The organism is Rhizobium sp. 862_C5_N1_2, assembly GCF_051811205.1.
Classification (GTDB): Bacteria; Pseudomonadota; Alphaproteobacteria; order Rhizobiales; family Rhizobiaceae; genus Rhizobium; species Rhizobium leguminosarum.
The window spans coordinates 2,523,171-2,546,282 of sequence record NZ_JBPWPT010000001.1 but is presented as its reverse complement, the minus strand read 5'-3'; the positions used below and the strand labels follow the sequence as shown (position 1 = coordinate 2,546,282).

The 23,112-nt window shown below is 61.5% G+C and carries 20 protein-coding genes; 13 read left to right on the top strand and 7 right to left on the bottom strand.

The window, feature by feature from the left end; all coding sequences use genetic code 11:
- Positions 1–217 precede the first annotated feature (217 nt).
- From ACD590_RS12890 to ACD590_RS12855, 8 genes are all read left to right on the top strand, one after another.
- Positions 218–1,291, top strand: coding sequence for a helix-turn-helix domain-containing protein (locus ACD590_RS12890; protein WP_439002702.1), 1,074 nt, complete (start codon positions 218–220; stop codon positions 1,289–1,291).
- Positions 1,292–1,464: 173 nt separating this feature from the next.
- Positions 1,465–2,745: an efflux RND transporter periplasmic adaptor subunit gene (locus ACD590_RS12885; RefSeq protein ID WP_439002701.1), complete on the top strand. Its 1,281-nt coding sequence runs from the start codon at positions 1,465–1,467 to the stop codon at positions 2,743–2,745.
- Between the two features lie 11 nt (positions 2,746–2,756).
- The gene (locus ACD590_RS12880) at positions 2,757–3,461 is read left to right on the top strand and encodes an ABC transporter ATP-binding protein (protein WP_439002700.1); all 705 of its coding nucleotides are present in this window, start codon (positions 2,757–2,759) and stop codon (positions 3,459–3,461) included.
- The gene (locus ACD590_RS12875; RefSeq protein WP_439002699.1) at positions 3,458–4,597 is read left to right on the top strand and encodes an ABC transporter permease; all 1,140 of its coding nucleotides are present in this window, start codon (positions 3,458–3,460) and stop codon (positions 4,595–4,597) included. Before ACD590_RS12880 ends, ACD590_RS12875 begins: the two co-directional genes overlap by 4 nt.
- Positions 4,598–4,601: 4 nt before the next feature.
- Positions 4,602–5,804, top strand: coding sequence for an ABC transporter permease (locus tag ACD590_RS12870; protein WP_439002698.1), 1,203 nt, complete (start codon positions 4,602–4,604; stop codon positions 5,802–5,804).
- A gap of 139 nt (positions 5,805–5,943) precedes the next feature.
- On the top strand, positions 5,944–6,915 hold the full coding sequence (locus ACD590_RS12865) for a DMT family transporter (protein ID WP_439002697.1): 972 nt from the start codon (positions 5,944–5,946) through the stop codon (positions 6,913–6,915).
- Between the two features lie 420 nt (positions 6,916–7,335).
- A complete protein-coding gene (locus tag ACD590_RS12860; RefSeq protein WP_439002696.1) occupies positions 7,336–8,823 on the top strand; it encodes a right-handed parallel beta-helix repeat-containing protein in 1,488 nt (495 codons plus the stop codon).
- Between the two features lie 593 nt (positions 8,824–9,416).
- On the top strand, positions 9,417–10,910 hold the full coding sequence (locus tag ACD590_RS12855) for a right-handed parallel beta-helix repeat-containing protein (RefSeq protein ID WP_439002695.1): 1,494 nt from the start codon (positions 9,417–9,419) through the stop codon (positions 10,908–10,910).
- Between the two features lie 97 nt (positions 10,911–11,007).
- Here the strand turns inward: ACD590_RS12855 and ACD590_RS12850 are convergent, their stop codons facing one another.
- The 3 genes from ACD590_RS12850 to ACD590_RS12840 all read right to left on the bottom strand — a co-directional run bounded on the left by ACD590_RS12850 (position 11,008) and on the right by ACD590_RS12840 (position 12,615).
- On the bottom strand, positions 11,008–11,289 hold the full coding sequence (locus ACD590_RS12850; RefSeq protein WP_193443666.1) for a nodulation protein: 282 nt from the start codon (positions 11,287–11,289) through the stop codon (positions 11,008–11,010).
- 136 nt (positions 11,290–11,425) lie between these two features.
- A complete protein-coding gene (locus tag ACD590_RS12845) occupies positions 11,426–12,070 on the bottom strand; it encodes an NrsF family protein (RefSeq protein WP_439002694.1) in 645 nt (214 codons plus the stop codon).
- Positions 12,067–12,615: a sigma-70 family RNA polymerase sigma factor gene (locus ACD590_RS12840; RefSeq protein ID WP_439002693.1), complete on the bottom strand. Its 549-nt coding sequence runs from the start codon at positions 12,613–12,615 to the stop codon at positions 12,067–12,069. The genes ACD590_RS12845 and ACD590_RS12840 overlap by 4 nt, the downstream gene beginning before the upstream one ends.
- 234 nt (positions 12,616–12,849) lie before the next feature.
- Here ACD590_RS12840 and ACD590_RS12835 point away from each other — a divergent pair, with 234 nt between their 5' ends.
- From ACD590_RS12835 to ACD590_RS12825, 3 genes are all read left to right on the top strand, one after another.
- A complete protein-coding gene (locus ACD590_RS12835; RefSeq protein WP_113543572.1) occupies positions 12,850–13,119 on the top strand; it encodes a pentapeptide MXKDX repeat protein in 270 nt (89 codons plus the stop codon).
- A gap of 85 nt (positions 13,120–13,204) precedes the next feature.
- Positions 13,205–14,047 carry a cytochrome b/b6 domain-containing protein gene (locus tag ACD590_RS12830; RefSeq protein WP_439002692.1) on the top strand — a complete coding sequence of 281 codons (843 nt, stop codon included), beginning with the start codon at positions 13,205–13,207 and terminating at the stop codon, positions 14,045–14,047.
- Positions 14,044–14,820 carry a molybdopterin-binding protein gene (locus ACD590_RS12825; protein ID WP_018242599.1) on the top strand — a complete coding sequence of 259 codons (777 nt, stop codon included), beginning with the start codon at positions 14,044–14,046 and terminating at the stop codon, positions 14,818–14,820. Before ACD590_RS12830 ends, ACD590_RS12825 begins: the two co-directional genes overlap by 4 nt.
- A 91-nt stretch (positions 14,821–14,911) precedes the next feature.
- Here the strand turns inward: ACD590_RS12825 and ACD590_RS12820 are convergent, their stop codons facing one another.
- From ACD590_RS12820 to ACD590_RS12810, 3 genes are all read right to left on the bottom strand, one after another.
- The gene (locus ACD590_RS12820; protein WP_439002691.1) at positions 14,912–15,688 is read right to left on the bottom strand and encodes a protocatechuate 3,4-dioxygenase; all 777 of its coding nucleotides are present in this window, start codon (positions 15,686–15,688) and stop codon (positions 14,912–14,914) included.
- Positions 15,689–16,018: 330 nt separating this feature from the next.
- The gene (locus ACD590_RS12815; protein ID WP_157213656.1) at positions 16,019–16,423 is read right to left on the bottom strand and encodes a cupin domain-containing protein; all 405 of its coding nucleotides are present in this window, start codon (positions 16,421–16,423) and stop codon (positions 16,019–16,021) included.
- Positions 16,424–16,471: 48 nt separating this feature from the next.
- On the bottom strand, positions 16,472–17,227 hold the full coding sequence (locus tag ACD590_RS12810) for an SDR family oxidoreductase (protein ID WP_439002690.1): 756 nt from the start codon (positions 17,225–17,227) through the stop codon (positions 16,472–16,474).
- Between the two features lie 543 nt (positions 17,228–17,770).
- Between ACD590_RS12810 and ACD590_RS12805 the strand changes: the two genes are divergently transcribed.
- The gene (locus tag ACD590_RS12805) at positions 17,771–19,354 is read left to right on the top strand and encodes a Na+/H+ antiporter (RefSeq protein WP_439002689.1); all 1,584 of its coding nucleotides are present in this window, start codon (positions 17,771–17,773) and stop codon (positions 19,352–19,354) included.
- Positions 19,355–19,450: 96 nt separating this feature from the next.
- Here the strand turns inward: ACD590_RS12805 and ACD590_RS12800 are convergent, their stop codons facing one another.
- Entirely contained in the window at positions 19,451–21,352 is a 1,902-nt protein-coding gene (locus ACD590_RS12800) for a potassium transporter Kup (protein ID WP_018242594.1), read from the bottom strand.
- A 338-nt stretch (positions 21,353–21,690) separates the two neighbouring features.
- Between ACD590_RS12800 and tyrS the strand changes: the two genes are divergently transcribed.
- The gene (tyrS, locus tag ACD590_RS12795) at positions 21,691–22,956 is read left to right on the top strand and encodes a tyrosine--tRNA ligase (RefSeq protein ID WP_439002688.1); all 1,266 of its coding nucleotides are present in this window, start codon (positions 21,691–21,693) and stop codon (positions 22,954–22,956) included.
- The last annotated feature ends 156 nt before the right edge of the window (positions 22,957–23,112 follow it).

The window sequence follows — 23,112 nt, the reverse complement described above, 5'->3', positions numbered from 1 at the left end:
TGTGCCTGCGCTGATCACCCGGACTTGCGATGTCGCCGATCTCGACAGCCTGTCGGGTTGGCTGGAAAACATCCATGCAGACCTCAACGGCGGATTGAGAGTTGCGGCCGGCGGCCCAAAGGGTCGGAGGAGGTATCACGGCAGGCATTCACAAAAATCCCAGCCTAAAACGCGTCCTAAAACATGATGGAGGTCGCGCCGGGCGAGGATCTCGGCAATGATGGCCATCTATTCGCCACTCCGATCCTACCAGGCCATGCTGTTCGTTCCGCTTCCCTTCGTCGTTGCCCTTCTGCTGCTTGTCCTCTTCGTCACCGTCCTCCGGCGCGACGAGGAGACGCAGCCCAACCGGCCGTTTCTGGCACTGATCCTCCTCGCCGTGCTGCAATCCGTCCTCTCCGGGCTGCGCTGGGGCTACGGGGTGCAGGCTGTGGGTGTGATCGCGCCCGTCACCGCGGCGATGGTGCCGCCGCTTGCCTATGCCGGGGTTTCCAGGCTGGTGAGGACGAGCCGGCGGCCGCTGGCGGCGCGGATTGCGCTGCATGCCGTGCCCGCTGCCGTCATCCTCTTGTTGATGGTGGTCTGGCGGGATGTAATCGATATCGCGCTGGTGCTTGTTTTCGTTGGTTATGCCCTGGCGATCCTGCTTCTGATGCGGCCGGGCGCGGATGCGCTTCGGCTTGCGCCCTTCGAGGGAGCGGTGCCGGCCTATCGGGCAATCATCTTCGCGGCGGCGGCGCTGTGCCTGTCGGCCTCGGTCGATATCTTCGTCTTTCTCGACTTCACATGGACGCATGGCGAGCATGCGCTGACGCTGATCAGCGCCAGCAACCTTGCCGTCCTTGTCATCCTCGGCATTGCGGCCGCCGCCGCCAGCCGAAGCCGGGCGCCGGCCGAGACGATGGAGGCGGCGCTGAAGCTCGAAACGACCGAGGACAAGGAGACGATCGCCACGGTCGATGCGCTGATGGAGGCAAAGAGGCTCTATCGCGACGCCAATCTCAATCTCGACCGGCTGGCCCGCAAGGCCGGCATTCCCGCCCGCCAGATCTCGACGGCGATCAACAGGGCGATGGACAAGAACGTCTCGCAATATGTCAATGATTACAGGATCGGCGAGGCCTGCCGGCTGCTTGCCTCTACCCAGAAATCGGTGACCGAAGTGATGTTCGAGGTAGGCTTCCAGACCAAGTCAAATTTCAACCGCGAATTCCGCCGAGTTACGGATATGACGCCGCTTGCCTGGCGGCAGAAAAAGGGCGGCGCGGGCTTCCCTCCAGTGTCATCCTGAAGTGACGCCAGTCCTCTTCCGCCTCGTCCTGAGGCGCCCCTAAGGGGCATCGAAGGACGGGGCTGGGCCACCGGCACTTCATCCAGCCAGCATGCAGCCTGCACCCACACAATCACCCGCCCTCGTGGTTCGAAACGGCCCTTCGGGCCTCCTCACCATGAGGGCTGACCCGGATGCCCCGCGCTGCCACGTACACAATCGCGATCGAGGACTGTCTGGAACGTGTACGAGGTCGCGATTTCAGCCGGATCGGCGATGCTTGCGGCATGAACACGACATCAGAACATGACCGAGACCTTGCCGCCAAGCTGAGATCACTTTCGATCGAGCCCGCGGCCTTCAAGACAGAGCCGCCGGAGCGCCGTGCCCGGCGGCGAGTGATCCCTCGAGCAATGCTGGCCCTTGCTGCGACGGCATCGCTGGCGGTGGTTCTTTTCTATCGGCCGGAGACGCTGGAGCGCATCGAGACCATGCTTGCAGGCTTCGAGGACAGCGACTCTGCGATATCCGCTGGTGGAGAGAAGGCGCCGGCCGAGGGCGGCGCTGCTGCCGAGCGCGGACGGGCGTTGCCTGCCGATGAAGCAGCGAGCCCGGCCTTGCCAATCCGGGAAGTCACCGGCTCCGGCTACGTCGTGGCACCCGATATCGCCACCGTCTTTTCCAAATATGAGGGCCGGATCATCGCCGTCGAAGTCGAGGCGGGCGGCAGGGTCGCGGCGGGGCAGGTGCTGCTGCGGCTCGATGATGCGGGAGCCCGCTTTGCGCTTCAGGGGGCCGAGATCGCCCGGCAATCGGCGGGGTTGGCGCTGGCGGCGAAGACTATCGAATTGGCGCAGGCGCGGTCTTCCCTGACGCGCGCCGTGCGGCTGGCTAGGCGCGATGCGATGTCCGCGCAGACGCTGGAGGAGGCGAAGACGGCGTTCGACACTGCCGAAAATGCCGCCCTCCAGGCACGGCAGGATGTGGCCAAGGCGGATCTCGATATCGAGAGGGCGCGCGAGCAGGTGGAGGCACTGGCCGTCCGGGCGCCGATATCAGGCACCGTCACGCGGCTTGACGCGCATGTTGGTGACACCGTGCTGTCGCGCGAAGACAGCGTGCGGGAGAATGAAAGCCTGCTTGCGATTGCCGACATGACAAACATGGTCATCGATGCCGATGTGGCCGAGGCCAACATTGCCCTGATGCGGCCGGGCTTGCGTGGCGAGGCGGTGCTCGACGGCTTTCCCGACCAGCCGTTTGCGGTCGAAGTATCGAAGATCGCGCCCATGATTTCGCGGGAGAAGGGGACGGTGACGCTTCGCCTGTCGCCCTCCTCGCCGCCGCCAGACATGCGCCCCGCCATGGCCGCGCGCATCCGCCTTGTGGTGGACGAAACAACAACTTTCGGCCCGCAGGCGGGCGGACCTGCGACCTTTCGGCCGCAGGCCGCGGATATCACAGACCATCAGTAAGGAGCAGAGCGATGATCGACTCTCAAGAACCCTATATCGCGCTTCGCGGCGTCCGGAAGGCATTCAGGATCGGCGCGGAGACGATCCCGATCTTTTCCGGGCTCGACCTTTCCATCGCGCGCGGCGATTTCATCGCCGTCATGGGGCCGTCGGGTTCGGGGAAATCGACGCTTCTCAACATGCTCGGCGGCATCGACAGCCCTGATGCCGGGAAAATCAGGATCGGCCGCAGCCATCTCGAGCAGATGGGCGAGGGCGCCAGAGCCGCATGGCGGGCGCATGGCATGGGCATCGTCTTTCAGTTCTACAATCTGCTGCCGATGCTGAATGCCGGCGAGAATATCGAGCTGCCGCTGCTCTTGAAGCCGCTCGGGCGAAAGGAGCGGCACGCCCGCGTCGAGACCGTGATGGAGCTCGTCGGTCTTGCGGGCCGGCAGCGGCAGTTTCCATCGAGCATGTCCGGCGGGCAGCAGCAGCGCGTCGGTATCGCGCGCGCCATCGTCGGCGATCCCGACCTTTTGCTCTGCGACGAGCCGACCGGCGATCTCGACCGGAAGTCGGCCAACGATATCCTGGAGATGCTGGGCTTTCTCAATCGCGAGCTTCATAAGACCATCATCATGGTCACGCATGATCCCGAGGCCGCCGCCTTCGCCCGGCGCACGCTGCAACTCAACAAGGGCGAATTCGTCGAGCAGCAAGGGAGGGGCCGATGACCTTCTTCCAGCTCATGCGGCGCAATGCCTGCCGCAAGCGGTTCAGGGCAACACTACTGATGTTCTCGGTCGGCATCGCCTTCCTGATCTATGCCCTGACGGCGAGTTTCCTCGGCGGCAGCCAAGGGGCGGCCGGCGCCAGCGACAATCTGCTCGGCGTCTTCAACAAATCGGGCCGGGGGCTGCCGCTGCCGTTCGCCTATCTCAACCGGATCGCTGCGGATGGCGATGTCGCCGCGGTCGCCTATACCGCGCGCATGCGTGGGTTCGTTGAGGTGGAGAAGAATGTCGTCATGACGAGCGCGGTCGATCCACGCTCGATTGCCGCTGCCAATGGCGACGAGCTTGGGCTGACGTCCGCGCTGATCGCAGCGCTCGAAGAGGGCCGCGACCGGGTGCTCGTCGGCCGGGCGTTGGCGGAGGCGCAGGGGTGGTCGGTCGGCCAGCGCATCAGCGTCACCAGCCAGCTGATAAAGGCCGATGGCAGTCGTGACTGGAGCTTCGTGATCGCGGGTATCTTCGAGGGTGCGAATGCCAGCACCGACACTTATTTCATGCTCGCCCGCTACGACACGATCAATGCAGCCCGAGCGCGCGACAAGGATACGGTCGACGCCTTCGTGGTGCGCCCGCGCCAGGGCGTGTCGCCGGGCGTGCTGGCGGCGCGGATCGATGCACTGTTTGCCAACTCGGCGGCGCAGACGCGGACGCAATCGGAAAAGCAGTTCCTCGAAGCCTTCCTGCGTCAGTTCGCCGACGTTGGCCTGATCGTCAGCCTCGTCGTCGGCGCGGCCTTCGTGACCATCCTGATGATTACGGTGAACACCATGCTCTCTGCCGTGAGGGAACGCAGCTTCGAGATCGGCGTCATGAAGGTGCTGGGCTTTTCCCAAGGCCGGATCATGACTCTGGTGCTCGGCGAGACGCTGTTCATCTTCGCAACCGGTGGGGCGGGCGGACTCCTTCTCGCCTGGCTTGCGACGCTGTTGATCGGGCCTGAATTCGGCTTTGCCTTCAGTCTGTCGGTGCTGTTGAAGTCCGTCACCATCATCGCTGGTCTCGGGCTCCTGACCGGGCTGCTGCCCGCCATCAACGCCATGCGCCTGCCTATCGTCAACGCCTTCAGATCGAGATAGTCCAATGTCATCAGCACTCAAGCAGATATTTCTCATGATCAGAGTCAATCTCGGCAGCCTGCCGCGGCGGCTCTGGATCTCGCTGTCGATGGTGTTGTCGGTCGCGCTCGTCGTGGCGGTGCTGTCGGGGTTTCTCGCCATGGCACGCGGTTTCGAGAGTGCGCTGGAAGGCGCCGGCTCAGCCGGCATAGCGGTCGTCCTTGGCGGCGGCACCAACCAGGAGACCGGCTCGGACGTGCCGGCCGAGGCGATCCGCAGCCTAAGTGCCATGACCGGCGATATCGGTGTGGCGCGCGACGCGGTGGGTGGATTGGCGCTGTCGCGCGAGGTCATTGTTCCCGTCGATGTCATCAGGGCAAGCGATGGCGCCGAGCAGACATTGTCGCTACGCGGCATGGATCCGGCCGGCTCTGGCTTGCGCGATCGAGCGATGCTTTCGCAGGGGCGGCTGTTTTCCCAAGGCGCCCGTGAAATCGTCGTCGGTGCCCAGATTGCCGATGAGTTCTCCGGCTTCGCTGTCGGCGACAGGGTGCAGCTCGGCGCGGTCGATTGGATTGTCGCCGGGCATTTCACCTCGGGCGGCAGCGCCTTCGAATCCGAGATCTGGGCGGATCTGGAAGCGGTGCAATCGGCCTTTGACCGGCAGGGACAGGTGCAGAGCCTGCGTATGCGCCTCGATGGGGCGGGTGGTCTGGACGCACTGAGACAGCATCTTTCCGCAATTCCCGGCGCCCCACTCACTGCGGTCTCCGAGGCCGATCTCTATGCCGCGCAATCCGAGCGCACCAGCCGCCTCATTCGCCTGTTCGGCTGGCCCCTCGCGCTGCTGATGGCGGTGGGCGCAACGGCCGGCGCTTTGAATACGATGATGAGCTCGGTCTCTGACCGCACCGTCGAAATCGCCACGCTGCGCCTGCTGGGTTTCGGCCGCCTGCCGGCCTTCACTGCCACCTGGGTCGAGGCCATGCTTCTCTCGGTCGCCGGGGCAGCGCTCGGCATCCTCGCCTCATGGCTCGCCTTCAATGGCTGGCAGGCAAGCACGATGGGCGCCAACAATACCAAGATAGCCTTCCAGCTCGACGTCACCACCGACGTGGCGCTGACCGCCGGCCTACTGGGCCTCGCCATCGGCGTGATCGGCGGCGCGTTGCCGGCGCTTGCGGCGACACGATTGCCGCTGACCTCGGCTTTGAGGGCGAGGGGGTAGAGGCTGGCTGTCTGAACCTTCCGGGCGGCTCACATCATCACGGCGACCCGTCCTGATCGGCCCGATGGAGACATCCGCAACAGGCGGAGCGCCGCCGCCTCATCTGTGCAGCCCACCGAAACTGTGGCATAACTGAGCCATGGCAATGAATGTCTTGGCGGTCCATCGCGACACAGTCGGGACGGAACAGGGGGCAGGCAATTCGCTTGCCGCCGCCTATTCCGTGGGCGTTCTCTGCTGGCTGCTGTCGGCCGGCGTCTATATCGCAGCTAAATGGGTTTCTGCCGAGATGCCGCCCTGGGCGCTCTGCTTCTGGCGCGTGCTGATCGCCTTCGCGATCCTGATTCCGATCGTGCGCCGGCATTTCGCCGATATGGTCGCACTGGTGCGGGCTCGCGCTCTCGAACTGCTTGCGATTGGCGGCATAGGACTCGCGATCTGCCAGGGCATGATTTTTGTCGGCCTCGAACATGCCGATGCCACCACCGCCGGCATCATCATCGCGCTGATCCCGATCATCACCATGATCCTTGCCCGTTTGATGCTGGCCGAGCCGATGGGACGCTGGCAGGTGATTGGATCGATCCTGGCCTTTCTCGGGATCGTGGTCATTATCATCAAGGGCAGTCCGGCCGCGCTGATGCGGCTCGATTTCAACCCGGGTGAACTGTGGATCGTCGCCGGCGCGTTCTGTTTCAGTCTCTACACCGTCCTGCTCCGCCGCGCGAAATTCGACATGAATCGCCTTGCGCTCCTGGTGCTGCTGCTCGGTGCGGCGGTGCTGACGGCGCTGCCCTTCTACTTGTTCGAGCTATTCTCAGACGAACGCTCGACGCTCAATGGCAGCGGGCTCATCGCGCTCGCCTATGTCGCGATCCCTGGCGGGGCGGTCATGTACTATCTCTTCAATCGCAGCATCGAGGCACTTGGGGCGGCTCGGGCCGGCGTCCTCCTCTACATTCAGACCATCTTCATCGCCGTGCTCGCCTATCTGATCCTCGGCGAGCAGTTGCAACGCTATCACCTCGAAGGCGCGGCACTCATCATCGCCGGCTTGCTTCTCATCATCCTGCTGAAGCCGAAGATCAAGGCCGAAGCGGCTAGGGCCTGAGGTCCCACCATCGCTGCGACATGGTTGCCGCTGACTTCGGCTTTGAGGGCGACGGGGTAGGGTTTCACCTTGGAGTGCGCCTTTCGCTTACGCTCAAGGCGTTCGTCGCTGGCGCTCCTCCCCCTGAGCGCAAGCGAAGGCACGAATCACATGGCGCACAGACCGAAGGCGACGTACGCCTCGCGCAAACACGCCGCGATTTATTCACCTCGAAGTCGCCGATTTCTTGGCCCAAGTTGTAACTTTCGTCACACCAGGCCATTGCCTGTGGAATAAGGCCTGCGAGGCGCTCATTGCCCCATTGACAACATCTTGTCGCCTTTTTGCCGTGGCCGGTTGCCCCCGCCGCATCCGATCGGCCGATCCTGGACGATCCCGGCGGCGACATTAGCGATCCGACGAACAGGGCAACATGGCGATATGACAGTCTACTATGTGAACTCAGCGACTGGCTCCGACCGCAACGGTGGAACGGGCCAGAACTCGGCTTTTGCGACTTTGTCCAAAGTGGAATCCTTGAAACTGAAACCCGGCGACAGCGTGCTTCTTGCCAAGGGGAGCGTGTTCAACGAGCAGTTCGATATCAAATATTCCGGCAGCGACAGTGCGCCGATCAAGATCGGCAGTTACGGGACGGGTGCTGCACCCGTCATCCACAGCAGCGGCGACGGCATCCACAGTCTCTATGCCTCGAACATCGTCATCGAGAACCTGAAGATATCGAACACCGGGACCGCCGGTATTTATGGCGGCAGCGTCACGAACTGGACGGTCCGTAATGTCGAGATCGCCAAGACGGGAATGTCGGAAAATGCCGGCGCCGTCACCTTCCGCAACAGCACGAACGTCACGGTCGAAGACAGCAAGATAACGGGCGTCAAGGGCGACGGCTTCTGGATTGAAAAGGTCGCCGGCGTCAAGCTTCTCGACAACACCGTGACCAGCGCGAACGGCTCGACCGCCGATGCCGTGCAGGTGAACGACAGCAGCAATATTCTGATCAAGGGCAACCATCTCGACCAGACGAACGCCGATAGCCCCAAGGGCGTGATCGCGCTGGTGCGGGCCACCGATGCCGTGATCGAGGACAATGTTCTCACCGGCGGCGGCTTCGGTATCAGCGCGCCGGCCGGCAAGAATGTCGCCATCCGCGACAACGACATATCCGGATTTCACGGCTACGACTGGTCCTTCGGCGTCGGCCTTGGCGATCAAGGCAATGCGCGGGACTATGATATTTCAGGCAACCACATTCATGACGGCGCATGGGGCGTTGCCGTCAGCGGCGCGAGCGGCACCAGCTATACCCGCACGAATATCAAGGTGCACGACAATGTCTTCGACGACCTCTCGCAGGCGGCGCTGAAGGTCGATAGGCCGGCCTCCGGCTCCTTCACCCACAATACGATCGAGACCGGCACCACGGCCACCGCCATATCGCCGTCCATCGTCGACGCACACACCTTCACCGTTAGTAACAACCATACGGTCGCCAATGTCGAAACGGTGCTGGCGAGCCCGGTTGCCAAGACTGCCGCAGTCACGGAGGCGTCCGCGGATCCGGCTGTTGTCGCCGTCCATGACAATTTGAAGATCTTTACCGATACGGGCGAGGCCCATCGCGGCAATCTTCTCGAAAACGACAGCTCTGACAACGACACCCTGGTTCTGCGCCGATTCGGCGACGAAAGCGTCGGCAAGCACGGCCTGACGCTGACCGGCGACTACGGCGTCATCCACGTGGACCGGGAAGGCAACTATGCCTACACGCTCGATGAAACGAAGCTTCCCGACCATGACGGCCATGTGAGCGAGTCCTTCAGCTACGGGATCAACGACGGAAACTCGCACCACACCGACGGCGATACGCTGACCGTCTACATCCATATGGATAACTTGCTGGGCTGAGGGTGCGAGGCTGCAATGACACAAGGAGAAATCCCGGAAAGTTTCCGGGATTTCATGAGCAGCCGTCAGCCCCGTGCGGAGCGCGGACGCGTTTTTTCATGCTCAACCGCAAGTTTTCGCCGGCCGCTTCGTTGCCGCGGGATCGGATTCAGGCAACGACGGAACGAGCACAACCTTCGCCGCAGCTGCAACCCGGTCGTGCATTGGCGGAGCAACGCCTTCCTGGATGCGCACCTCGTCCTTGCCCGCGGAACGTTGCGGTGTCTCATAATGAACCGCAGCTGCATTCAAATGCACCGGAAAGCCTGCAAAAGCGTGTTCACTGTCAGCTCCGGTGACCATTGGTCGCGGGCTGCGATACGGCTCATTCACCTTTCGGTCGTTGTTCTGTAGATTATTTTCTTATAAGTTGTAGCCTCTAATATACCGCCACCGCCAGGCGTTTCTCGGGACCAAGGCAGGCCCACAGGGTCTGCCAACCGCCGTGAAGGCAATACCGAAGGCCCTCTTGATGGCCTTTAACCCCGACCGCATCCGATCCACGCGTTGCAGCCGATGCAGACGGCTGCGCGGCAATTCGAGAACAAGGCGATATGACAATCTATTATGTGAATCCGGCGATAGGCTCCAACGGCAACAGCGGAACGAGCGAGGACACGCCGTTTTCGTCGTTCTGGGCGGTGGAAAACTTGAAGCTGCAGCCGGGCGACAGCGTGCTGCTCGCCGCCGGAAGCGTGTTCAACGACCAACTCGATCTGAAATATTCCGGCACAGTGAGTGCCCCGATCACCATCGGCAGCTACGGGGTCGGCGATGCGCCAGTCATCCATAGCCCTGGCGATGGTATTCACAGCCTTTATGCATCGAACATCGTCATCGAGAATATCAAGATCTCGGACACCGGCGGGGCAGCCATCTATGGCGGATATGTTTCGAACTGGACCGTGCGCAATGTTGAGGTCGATCATACCGGCTTGGCAGGCAAGGCCGGTTCGATCACCTTCCGGACCGGCTCGAACATCACCATCGAAAACAGCACGATCAACGACGTGAACGGCGACGGCGTCTGGATCGAGAAGATCAACGGCGTCAATTTTCTCAACAACACCGTCACGAACAGCCATGGCACCACGGCAGATGCCGTCCAGATGAACGACAGCAGCAATATCCTGATCAGCGGGAATTATATCGACCAGACGGGTGCTGCCAGTCCAAAAGGCGACATCACGCTCATCCGGGCGGTGAATGCCGTGGTCGAGGATAATATGCTGGTCGGCGGCGGCTTCGGGGTCAGCGCGCAGGCGGGCACGAACATCGCCATCCACGACAACGATATCTCCGGATATGGCGGTTACAGCTGGTCCTACGCAATCGGCCTTGGCGACACGGGCGACACGCGGGACTACGATATATCAGGCAACTATATCCATGATGGCGTATGGGGCGTGGCGATCAGCGCTGTCGGCACCCCCACTTACGTTCGCGAAGATATCGATATTCACAACAACGTCTTCGACGACCTGTCACAGGCGGCGCTGAAGGTCGACAGGCCGGCATCCGGCTCGTTCCACGACAATGTCATCGCCAGCGATGTCACGCCCTACAGCATCTCCCCCACCATCATCGCCGCGAACACCTTTCCCGTCAGCAACAACACGACGCTCGACGAGGCCCAGGCGACGATGCTTGCGAGCAGCGATAGTCTCGCGGTCGGCGATCTGACGCACACGGACACGGCGCCTGCGCTTGTCGCAACCCATGACAGCCTGAAAATCTCGTCCGATCTGGACGCCGCCCATTACGGCAATCTCCTCGAAAACGACAGCTCGGCCAACGGAACCCTGCTGCTTCGCCGCTTCGAGGGCGAATACGTCGACAAGGACGGCGTGACGCTCACCGGCCATTACGGCACCATCCATGTCGATAGTGATGGCGATTACACCTATACGGCCGACGCGGCGAAACTCGCCGGGCTCAGCGGAGAGGTGAGCGACACCTTCCACTACAAGATCTCGGATGGGACTTCGCTGCATTTCGACACGGATACGCTGAGCATCTCCATCCATGTGGATGACCTGCTGACCTGATGGGGCGTATCGCCCCGTTCGATGCCGCGGTGGGCGGCCATAACCTTATCGGCGGCGCTGAATCATCACGGCGATCCGCGCCGGCGCTTGCGAAGTCTCATTGATCGCCGAGCAGGATCCTGATGACGTCGACTTCGATTTCCGCGCAGATGATCTCGTATTCGGTGATGATTGCAGGATCGGCCGATCTATCCCGGCGCATGCGATCGAGGACCGCGCAGGCTTCGCCATAGGCGCCGCATAATTCGTAAAAATGGGGCTGGCTCGCCGCGGCCGATCTGATCGTTCCCCGCGTCGCAGGCAGCCTCATCATCAGCCTGGCCAGCCCCTGTTCCGCGGCTTGCCGGGTGATATGGGCTACGCCTTCTTTCCTGACCATGCCGTCATTCCTCGCTGCCTGTGTTTTCTTATCCGGGGGGTACGCAGTACTCATCCCCGGAGTAGTACGCAGGAATGCTGCATCTGGTTTCATGCCGGATGAAGGATTGTGGACGCTGCGCCGCAAGCAGCCAGTGCTACCAGCGCAGGAGGCGGGGCCCGAGCACCGCGCCGATCGCACCGGTCAGGAGGATGCCGAGCGAATACCAGAGGGTGACGAAGGGTAGGCCGTTTTCCGTGCAGAACCAGGAATAGACCCAGGCGCCGGATGCGCCGGCGGCAATGCCGGCGATGAAGCCTGTCACCCCGAGGTTGCTCGGCGCGCCGCCACGCAGCACCCAGGTATTTGCGATCAGGATCGGCATGGCAAAGGCAAAGATCAACAGCGGGCAATGCAGGGCGGAGGAGCCGAGCACCAGCACGGGGTAGCTTGCGGCCGGCGACAAAGCGAGCTGGATGACCGCCATGACGGCGAGGGCGAGTACGATAGCCGCGGCAACCCCGAAAAAGCGGCCTTCCGAGCCATCCGGCCGGTATAGGCGATAAACGGCTGCGAAGGCGGCGATTGCGAGCAGGGCGTTGTAGGCGGACTTGATCCAGAAGACCGGCAGCATCAGCGCCTGCGCCATGTCGGTGCGAAGGCCGACGACGACCAGCATAAGCAGCAGCGAGATTGCCAGAGCAGGCAGGATGGCGAGCGCGAAGCGGCGTTCGAGTGCATGCCTCGGCACCGGCTTCAGATCCCGGACAAGGCTGTCGATCACGTCCTCAGTCTCTCTCACATTCCACCTCGCAATCTTGCCGCCAGCGCCTTGATGCCTCTGTGAACGCCGACCTTGACCGCCGATTCCGACTGTCCGGTGCGGCTTGACGTATCGGCCACCGACCGCCCCTCGAGCTTGACCTGACGGATCAGATCCTGCTGGTGCTGCGGCAGGCCGCTCAACAGCCGTTCGACATCCATGCGCGCTGTAATCGCATCCTCCCTGAAATCGTCTTCGATCTCCTCGTCCAGCTCCATTTCCGCCCTGTACCGGCCGCCATGCTTTCGGTGGTGGTCGATCAGCTTGTAACGGGCAATCGAGAAGAACCACGCGGTGAACGGCCGCTCCCTGTCATAGGTCGACCGGCGCGAATGCAGCGCCAGCAACGTCTCCTGCACGAGATCTTCCGTGTCGGATTTCGCGGTAGTGCCGATCCGCCCGCCATAATAGCCGACGAGCAGGGCCCGCAACGTCACGAGCAGACGTCGATAGGCCGCCTCGTCCCCGTCAAGGGAAAGAAGCATCAGCATCTTCAGTGCTTGTTCCGAATGGGCGCTCGTCATCTCGTCTGCAATGTCATTCGCGTGGATGACGCTTTGGTTACAGGTCGATCAAAAATCTTCCGGCGGCAATTCAAAGTGTACAGCGTCCTTTGCGCGTCTCTAAAAGACGCGCGGCCCTGTAGCGCTATCACATAAGCGTGAGGGCTGTAACCGCCTTCGCAAGGGGATCGAATTCAGGACTGTGAGCCGTCGGCGGGTGCTGGCGGATATGTCAATCGATCCGAGGAGACCCTCATGACCAAGATCCTTTCCAGCCTTGCCGCCTGCACCTTCGTCATCGGCCTGTCGCTCGCCGGCGTCGCCAACGCCCAAAGCAGCGATGCCATGAAGAAAGACAGCATGAAGACCGACACGATGTCGAAGGATGCGATGTCGAAGGATGCGATGAAGAAGGACAACATGGCGACCGGCAGCACCAAGGCCGACTGCATGCACAATGCGGGCATGGAGAAGGACACGATGAAGAAGGACACGATGATGAAGGCCTGCGATGCGATGAAGTAAGTTTAGCCGCGGCCGCTGAAACTTTATCGCCGGCGGCCGCGTCTTTTCTCGCGAAGACCTTTCACGCCGATCCGGAGGAATTACGATGGCCACGACCGATGCCGGCATGGCGAGCGGACGCACGCTCTTCTACCGCCATAGCCTGCTGGTGCGTCTGTCGCACTGGGTGAATGTGCTGTGCATGACGGTGCTGCTTTACAGCGGCCTGCAGATCTTCAACGCGCATCCGGCGCTCTATTGGGGCCAGTACGGCGCCGACGACGATCCGTCCTTCATTTCCATGGAGGCGGAGCAGGAAGGCGATGTGCTGAAGGGTGTGGCGCACTTGGGCGGATTGAGCTTCGATACGACGGGTATTCTCGGGGTTTCGAATGTCGACGGCGAGGCTGCGGTACGCGGTTTTCCGAACTGGCTGACCTTGCCGAGTTACCAGGATCTGGCTTCTGGCCGGCGCTGGCATTTCTTCTTTGCCTGGCTGTTCGTCATCAATGGCTTCATCTATCTCGCCTATGGTTTTATCAGTCGGCATTTCCGCCGCGATCTGCTGCCGGCGGCCGAAGAGCTGAAGCCTTCGCATCTCGGCCATGAGATCGTCAGTCACGTCCGGCTGCGCTTTCCCAAGGGGCCTGAGGCACGCCACTACAATACACTGCAGAAACTCGCCTATGTCGCCGTAATCTTCGTGCTGCTGCCGCTGATGATCGGGACCGGGCTTACCATGTCGCCAGGCTTCAATGCGGTTGCGCCCTGGCTGCTCGATCTGTTCGGCGGCCGGCAATCGGCCCGTACGCTGCATTTCCTGACCGCCTTCTCGCTCGTTGCCTTCGTCGCGGTGCATGTGGCGATGGTGCTGGTTTCGGGCGTGTTCAATAATCTGCGCTCGATGATCACCGGTTATTACGACATCGGGCAGGGAGGAAAGTCATGAGCCGCATCATCACCAGACGTCGCTTCCTGATCGGCGCGAGCATGACGGCATCGGCGCTGGGGCTTGCCGGCTGCGACGCCCTCGTCGAAAGCGATCGGACGAAATCGGTGCTCAAGATCGCCGAAGGCTTCAGCATGAAGACGCAGCGCTTCCTGCTCGGTGACGACGCACTCGCCCGCGAATTCACGGAAGCCGATATCTCGCCGACCTTCCGCGCCAATGGCACGAGCATGCCTGATAATACCCGGTATATCGACTGGATGAACCAGCGGTTTTCAAGCTGGAAGCTCGAGGTCGGCGGGCTGGTCGACAAGCCGATGCAGCTGTCGCTGGCGGAGCTGAAAGCCCTGCCGGCGCGCACGCAGATCACCAGGCATGACTGCGTCGAAGGCTGGAGCGCGATCGGCAAATGGACCGGCGTGCCGCTCGGCGCGCTGCTGCAGTCGGCGGGTCTGAAACCTGAGGCCCGCTACATCGTCTTCCACTGCGCCGACGAATACGAAAAGACGCTGGATGGCAGTGGCTGGTACTACGAAAGCATTGATCTCGTCGATGCGTTCCACCCCCAGACGATCCTTGCCCACACCATGAACGGCCGCGATCTCGAAGTCGCCCATGGTGCGCCGCTCCGACTCCGGGTCGAACGCCAACTCGGCTACAAGCAGGCAAAATACCTGACCGGCATCGAAGCTGTCGCCGATCTCGGCCAGCTTTACGGCGGCAATGGCGGCTTCTGGGAGGATCGCGGTTATGAATGGTATGCGGGCATATAGGCGGCGTGCTCCGACCGACATGCCGACTTTGACCTCTTCCCCGTGCCGGATTCCACGGCCGGGGAGGTAGTCGTGGTCGAGGGGGCGGAGCTCAGACAGAAAGGCCGATCGTGATGGTGGCGGATAGCACGCCGCCGTCGAGCTTCTCGAAATCGAAGATGTGATCGGCAGCATCCTCCGGGATGATGCCGTCCTCGTCGTTGCGCGTATCGCGGGCAGGGCGCCCGAGATAGTCGGGATGCTCGCCATAGATGATATCGCTCAGCGTATCGTCGAAATAGATCTGGCTGACGAGAAGCTCCTTGCCCTCGACAAGGATGCGGCAGTGAACATGCGGCGTGCGGCCCTGATACCATCCGGGATAGGCCGTCAGGAAGCTTGCCTGCCCATTTTCATCCGTCAGTTGGCGGCCGCGAAAGGCAAGCCCGCTGATCGCCTCGGCATCGCCAAGTGTACACATCTGCGCAGCCTCGCGGCCGGAATAGATGCCACGGTGATCGGTATGCCAGATTTCGATATCGGCGTTTTCGACCGGTCGGCAATCGGCCGCATGGACGATACGAATGGCCAGCCGCTGGGGCAGCCCAGCCTTTCCTTCCGAGACGTCCTGACGGGTCGGAATATTGTTGACATGGCAGGGGCCGAGGGTCTGGGCGACGGTCACGACGCAATTCGGACTGCTGCGGAAGAGCGGCGCGGGCAGCTTTTCCACGGCGATCGACTTTGTGCCGCCGCTTAGAAAATCCGTTCCCTTCCAATCGAATGTCCTGGCGGCAACAGTGATATGCCGCCGTGGCCAGATTGCCGCCGCAGCCACGGATGATGCCACGATAGCCGCACCTCCAAGCACAAGGGTTCGCCTTTTCATCTGTCTTCCTTTGCCTCAAGACGCAGGATTTAAGGAGGGTAGACCAGAAATTCCAATTAAACCTGAGCAGAAAAGCTTTATGCCTGTCAGCTCAGCGAGTTTGTCCATGAGCTGGTCCTGGAAGGCCGGGTCCAGAACGTCGGCGGCGGGCCTGTGCCGTTCGCGGTGATACCAGTAGCCACCGGTTCTGGTGGCGGTATTACGTCATCCTCGGCCTTGTGCCTGACATTTTGCTGCGCGGTCTGCAGATGCTCGGGACCAGCCCGAGCATGACGAAAGAGGAGTTGGTCGCCTCAGGGACGCGCGGGTTCGCCGCTGTTCTACGGAATGTCACTTCACCGGCATGACAACCGGAGCGTCCTTCTTCTTCAGCAGCACGACGATGAACTTCGCCGGTTTGGACTTGCTCGCATTGCGGCTGACCAGGTGAATGTCGGAAGGACCTTCGTAAAAGGTCTCTCCCGGCGACAAGGTGACTTCTTTTTCGCCCTTGACCTGCATCACGATCGAGCCCTCCAGAACGTAGACGAATGCATTCGCCTCATGTTTGTGAATAGGCGAGGAACCTCCCGGCCCATACTCGACCGATATCATCAGCCCTTCCTTGCCGGGATAATTCGGAAGGTCCTTTTTCATGAGCGGTGTGACGGCAGCGCCGTCTTCGGCGGCAACCGCCAAAGTGCCAAATAGGCAAACCGTGGCCGACACGCATAGCGATAACAAAGCTGAATTCATTGTCGTAATCCCTCTGCTTGTTGAATGCCGATGTGGATTTGCCTGGACTTACGTCGGCCGTTGGGACTGTCGAAACCAATCCGCAAAGTCGATCTTGCCGAGCCTCGCGCCCTCGCCGGGCACTAGCGAGCGATCGTCTAGTTCAGACCCGAAGTAGCGCGCATGAGCGTCTGCCTGGACTCTCCTCGGATCGTTGATGGCCTTCAGATACCGGGCAACGATCTCGTGCATGTGACCGCGCTCGGGACCGGCAATCTCGATCGTGCCGTTAAGCGGCTTTGAAAGCGCGACATCCGCCATCGCATCGGCAACGTCATCCGATGCGATGGGCTGGAAAGCTGCGGGAGAAAGACGAGCGACGGTGCCGACGGTCGCTTCATCAGCGATGCCCTTCAGGAATTCGAGGAACTGCGTCGAATGGACGATCGTGTAGGGGATCGGCGATGACTTGATGAGTTTCTCCTGGGCGAGTTTGGCACGGAAGTAGCCGTTCTCAGGCAGGCGCTCCGTTCCGACGATGGAGAGCGCAATATGGTGCTTGACGCCGGCCTTGGCTTCCGCGGCGAGCAGATTGCGGCTCGAGGTTTCGAAGAATTCGAGAGCCGCCTTGTCCTCCCACGATGGAGAGTTTGCAAGGTCGACGACGACATCGGTGCCGGCCAGCGCTTGCGCCAGGCCCTCGCCGGTGATGGTGTTGACGCCGGTGCTTGGCGAGACGGCCAGCACCTCGTGGCCTTTAGCGCGCAGACGCGCCGCGGTCTTGGACCCGATGAGCCCAGTGCCGCCGATAAGAACGATTTTCATGACGAACCTCCCTGTTGACGCCCTTTCGAGCCAGATGTCTCAGATCTAGATCACGCAAGTCGGAATGAGCCGCGAAAGACGTTTGAGGCTGGACAAGTCGAAGTCGCCGTATGTCGTCGCCATGGCGGAGGTCATCCCAGACCGAACCTGGCATCGCGGTGCCGGGCAGAATCCTCCTTAATGCGATTAGGCGCAACTCAAATGGCGAGGGCGTGGAGATTCAGCGTCGCCACGTGACATGCGCCGGGCGGGTTATGAGGCGTGATTGAGGTGAGAGTGGTTCCAAGCAAGATCAATACGGCTAGCCCTCAAGGAAATCGTTAGGTGTCGACCTGGCGTTGATAACACAAAGCGAAAATTGTCTCCGCCTGCCTCTGGAGCAGCCGTTGCCAGGCCGGCGGCGTTTGCAGCGCCACGCGTCTTCTCAGATGTGCAAGAACGCTGTAACACTTTGAATTGCTGCATTCTTCCCTAGATCGATTTCGATTTAAGGAAGAATGCCGTAGGCATCCAAGATTAGTTTCCGAGCCGGGGCAGAGGCATATGGAACCAACCCACTTGTTCGAGCTCGTCATCGCGATGTTTCTTGCGATCATCGCGCTGCACTATGCGGCCCACAGGCTCGGATTGCCGCCGTCCGTGGCGTTGCTGACGGGTGGTGCTTCGCTGGCGTTTGTGCCGGGGCTGCCGGCGATATCAATTGATCCCGGGCTGGTGCTGGTCATCTTCCTGCCGCCGCTGTTGATGGACGGCGCCTGGTCCATTGCCGCCGGGCGGTTGCGGCGGCATGTGATCGGCATCGCCTCGCTTGCCGTCGGCGCGGTGTTCTTCACCTGCGCGGTCGTCGCCGTTGTGGCCCACCTCATCTTTCCGTCGCTTCCCTGGGCGGCGTGCGCTGCCCTTGGCGCGATCGTTGCGCCGCCTGATGCGGTTGCGGCGCGCGCTGTGCTGCAGCGGGTCAGGCTGCCGCGGCGGCTTCAGATTCTGCTGGAAGGCGAGAGCCTGCTCAACGATGCCAGCGGCCTGGTTCTCTTCCGCTTTGCCGTTGCCGCTGCCGCGACGGGCGCCTTCAGCGCGGGGGAGGCGGCCGGCAGCTTCCTCGTGCTGGCGCTCGGCGGCGCCGTCGTCGGCATCGTTGTGGGAACGGCATGGTACAAACTTGTCCGGGGTCTCGGCGACGAATATCTCATCATCGCAGCCTCGGTGCTGCTCGGCTGGATTGCCTATCTGCTCGGCGAGCAGCTGCATGTTTCCGGCGTCATCGCCACGGTTACCGCCGGCCTGATCATGAGCTGGCACCAGCACACCGTGCTTTCAGCCGCAATGCGCATGCGCGGCATCTCGTTCTGGACGGTGATGATCTTCCTGATGGAAGCGGCGGTGTTCATCCTGATCGGGCTGTCGCTCCGGGATGTCGTCGAACGCGGCGGCGGCTTTGCCACCGTGATCGCGACCATGGGATTGCCGATGCTGGCGATCCTCGTGGCGCTCGTGCTCGCGCGTTTTGCCTGGGTCTTCGCCGCCGATTTCGTCATCAGGTTATGCACTGCCCTGGGGTTCACACGCGCCGCGCCGCTCGGCGTCGGCGGCGCCACCGTTCTCAGCTGGGCGGGCGTGCGCGGCGTGGTGACGCTTGCTTTGGCGCTGAGCTTGCCGGAAGGATTTCCCGGCCGCGACTTCATCCTCGTGACGGCCTTCGCCGTCATTCTCGGAACTGTGCTCATACAGGGCACGACATTGGGGCGGGTGATTGCCTGGGCGCGGCTGGTGGAGCCGGAGTCGGAAAGAGCGCGCCTGACGATGAGCCAGGCCGAAGCCGCCATGGCGCAGGCGCAGTTCGGGATCGTCCAGAGCCTGGCATATGATGCGGAGGGGAAACTCATCCATCCGCAATTGCTGGAGCGCTACCAGCGCCGGGCTACGTCGATCGTCGACTATGCCGAGAGAACCGAGCACTACATACCGGTGCTGCATGCGCACTTCGACGTCGTTCTCGAAGCAGTTGCCACGGGACGCCGGGAACTCATCCGCCTCCACCGCGCCGGCGAGATCGATGATGAGACATTGCGCGAGCTGGAACAGGATCTCGATCTCGAGGAATTGAGCGCGATCTCGGCCAAAGCCTGAAGTTCAGCGCCTCGCGCTTTCGCCATCATCGTCAACGCATTGCGATACCGGGGCTGATACCGGCGCGATCCTTATGTCGCCGAGCGGCGTCCTGACCTAAATGGCGATCTGTTCGCCGAGTTCGACGACGCGATTGGACGGCAAGTTGAAATAGTCGGAAGGATCAATCGCCAAGCCTTCCAGCGCCATGAATATGCGCTCCTGCCAGGCGGGCAGCCCGGTGTTCGGCGTCCTGACGAGGTTCCGGCGGCCGAGATAGAAGGAAGTCCTCATGATCTCGAACTTGAAGCCGCCCTCCCGGCAAAGAGCCAATGCCCTGGTGACATCTGGGTCGTCCATGAAGCCGAAGGTGATGTCGAGGCGCACGAAACGCGGCGAGAGTTGGCTGATCTTGATGCGGCGGCTGTCGGGGACATAAGGTTCGTCCTCGGTCCACACGGTCAGGATGACGTTCTGTTCGTGGAGCACGTGGTTGTGCTTGAGATTGTGGAGCAGCACGTTCGGCGTCCGGTCCGGAACGCTGGTCAGGAACACTGCCGTTCCCGGAACGGTGACCGGCGAATGGTCCGACTTTCGCTCGATCGACCTGATGAAGGAATCGAGCGGGATCTCGTTGTTGGCTCGCAGCCTCTTCAGATAGGCCTGGCCTCGGGTCCATGTCCACATCAGGATCATGATTGCCAGCGCAAGGGCGACCGGAACCCAGCCGCCATCGTAGATCTTCAGCAGATTGGCCGCCAGGAACATGACTTCGATGGTGAAGAGCGGCAGCAGCCAGGCGGCGGCGAGCACGAGGGAGTAGCCCCAGACGACCCGAAGGAACTGGAAGACCAGCATGGTCGAGATGACCATGGTTCCAGTCACGGAGATGCCATAGGCGGTCGCCAGCGACTCGGAGTCGCCGAAGGAAAAGATCAGCATCAGCACGCCGACCAGCAGGAGAAGATTGACGGCGGGCACGTAGATCTGGCCGGTGTTGGTCTCCGACGTGAACTTGATCCTGAGTCTCGGCAGGAAGCCGAGGTGAACCGCCGAGCGGGACAGCGAAAATGCGCCTGTTATCACCGCCTGGCTGGCGATGATCGTCGCCATCGTCGCCAGAAGAACCATCGGCGGCAAGGCCCAGTCGGGATACATCAGAAAGAACGGGTTGCCGGCCGTTTCGGGATGGGCGAGAACCAGCGCGCCTTGCCCGAGGTAGTTCAGCAACAATGCGGGAAAGACGAGTACGAACCATGCCATCTGGATCGGGCGGCGTCCGAAATGCCCGAGATCGGCATAGAGCGCCTCGGCACCCGTCACCGTCAGAAAAACGGCGCCGAGCACGATGAGGCCGACGCTGCCGGCATGGGTGAGGAACAGGAATGCATTGGCCGGATTGAGCGCGGCCAGAATCCTCCAGTCGTCGCCGATATGGATGAGGCCGCCGGCCGCCATGGCCAGGAACCACAACACCGTGATCGGCCCGAAAAGCTTGGAGACGGCCGCTGTTCCCCTCGACTGGACGGCAAAGAGGACGACCATGATCGCTGCCGACGCAAGCGGGACGTATTCGGCAAAGGCGGGTGTGATCAATTTCAAGCCCTCGAGCGCCGACATGACCGACAAAGCAGGCGTGATCATCGCATCGCCGATGAAGAGGGCAGCGCCGATCAGGCCGGCGAAGAAGAGCACCGGCACGTTTCGTCCCATCTTCTTCATCAGGAGGGCAAGGAGCGAAAGCGCGCCGCCTTCGCCGTCATTGTCCGCCCTGAGAAGGAAGAGCACATATTTGAAGGTCACGATGATCGTCAGCGTCCAGACCATCAGCGAAATCAGACCGATGACCTCGGTCTCATGCACGCCATCGGCGGCAAAGGGCCTCAACGCCTCGCGAAAGGCATAGAGCGGGCTAGTGCCAATATCGCCATAGACGACGCCGACCGCGCCGATGACCAGTCCGACAAAGCCCTTCCGGCCGACGCCATCCCCCGTCTTATCCATATGCGTCGACGTCATGGTTCCCCGCTCATGCCACTTGCCTATGAGAACAAACATATGCCGCATTGCAGAACGGCAAGCAAATTGATGCGGGTGCGAGTATTTTTGTGGGGGGCGGATGCGGGGATGGGAGCGTTGCGATCCGTTCAATGTCGTCAGTTCGCATCCCCTTGCGATTGCGCTGTCGCATGGTAAAAAGGATGCATGACCTGCGCCCTGAATCTTTCGAGCTTCTATTACACGCTGCTCCCATAGAGCGGCGCAAGGTCATATTCCTGATACTCGAGACGCCGCACGGTCGGCGGCACGTGTGTCAACAGTAGGTCTCCGGCTGATCGGCACAAATGGAGACCCTCGTGATACTATCGTCGCAGTCCACCGGACCTAGATCCGACTTTCTTCGCACTCTGAGCGAGCGCGGCTTCCTGCATCAATGCACCGACTTGGAAGCACTCGACAGCTGGCTTTGTTCAGGAGCCGGCACAGCCTATAACGGCTTCGATCTCACCGCCGACAGCCTGCATGTCGGGCATCTCATTCCGATCATGATGCTGCGGTGGTTCCAGAAGACCGGCAACAAACCCATTGCTTTGCTCGGCGGTGCGACAAGCCGCCTGGGCGATCCGAGCTTCCGCGACACGTCGCGTCCCTTTCTTAACGAAGAGCAGATCACGAAAAACCTGATCGGCATCCGGCGTGTCTTCGAGCGGTTCCTCGCTTTCGGGGAAGGTCCGACAGATGCTGTCATGGTCAACAATGCCGACTGGTTGGGCGGGCTCAACTATCTCGATTTCCTGCGCGATATCGGGCCGCATTTTTCAGTCAACCGGATGCTTACATCGGAGAGTGTGCGCCAACGGTTGGAACGGGAGCAATCGCTGACATTGCTGGAATTCAACTACATGGTCATGCAGGCCTACGACTTTCGTGTCCTCGCAGAAAGCCGCGGCTGCCTGCTTCAACTTGGTGGGTCCGACCAGTGGGGCAATATCGTCAGCGGCGTCGAATTTGGACGGCGGATTGGCGGACGCGCCCTGTTTGGATTGACTGCCCCGCTGCTGACGACGTCGTCGGGCGCGAAGATGGGCAAGAGCGTTTCGGGGGCGGTTTGGCTAAACGCAGACCGGTTGTCGCCCTATGAGTTCTGGCAATTCTGGAGAAACACCGGGGATGCGGATGTGGGTCGTTTTCTCAGGCTGTTCACCGAGTTACCCTTAGGTGAAATTGCACGCCTCGATGTGCTTCGGGATTCCGAGATCAACGAAGCGAAAAAGATCCTTGCCGACCAAATCACCAGCCTCTGCCACGGGGCAGATGCGGCAGCGCAAGCTTCCGAAACCTCCCGGCGCGCTTTCGAGGCGGGCGAGGTCCCGGCCGGTCTCCCGACGGTCAGGCTGCCGGATAGCCTTCGCGGCAATTTTCCGCTTGTCGACGCCATGGTTGTTGCCGGGCTCGCCAAGTCGAAAAGCGAAGCACGGCGGTTGATCGTCGGCGGCGGGGTTCGGGTGAACGGTGGCGGTGTAAACGACGAGGCAATGCGGCTTTGCGACTCCGACATCCAGGACGGCGTGATCCGGCTATCAATTGGCAAGAAGCGACACGTCCTCCTTCAGTTGGTTTAGTGTCGTGTCTTCAATTCGGGGAGCGGGCCAAGTCGACCACTTCGTCGCGCTCCCCATTGATACAGGCTTGATGTGGCAGCGTGTGTGGCCGCGGTCTTCATTCAACAAGAAAGAACAGCCGCGGGCAGAACGCCATTTTTCACCCGCACGACCGCG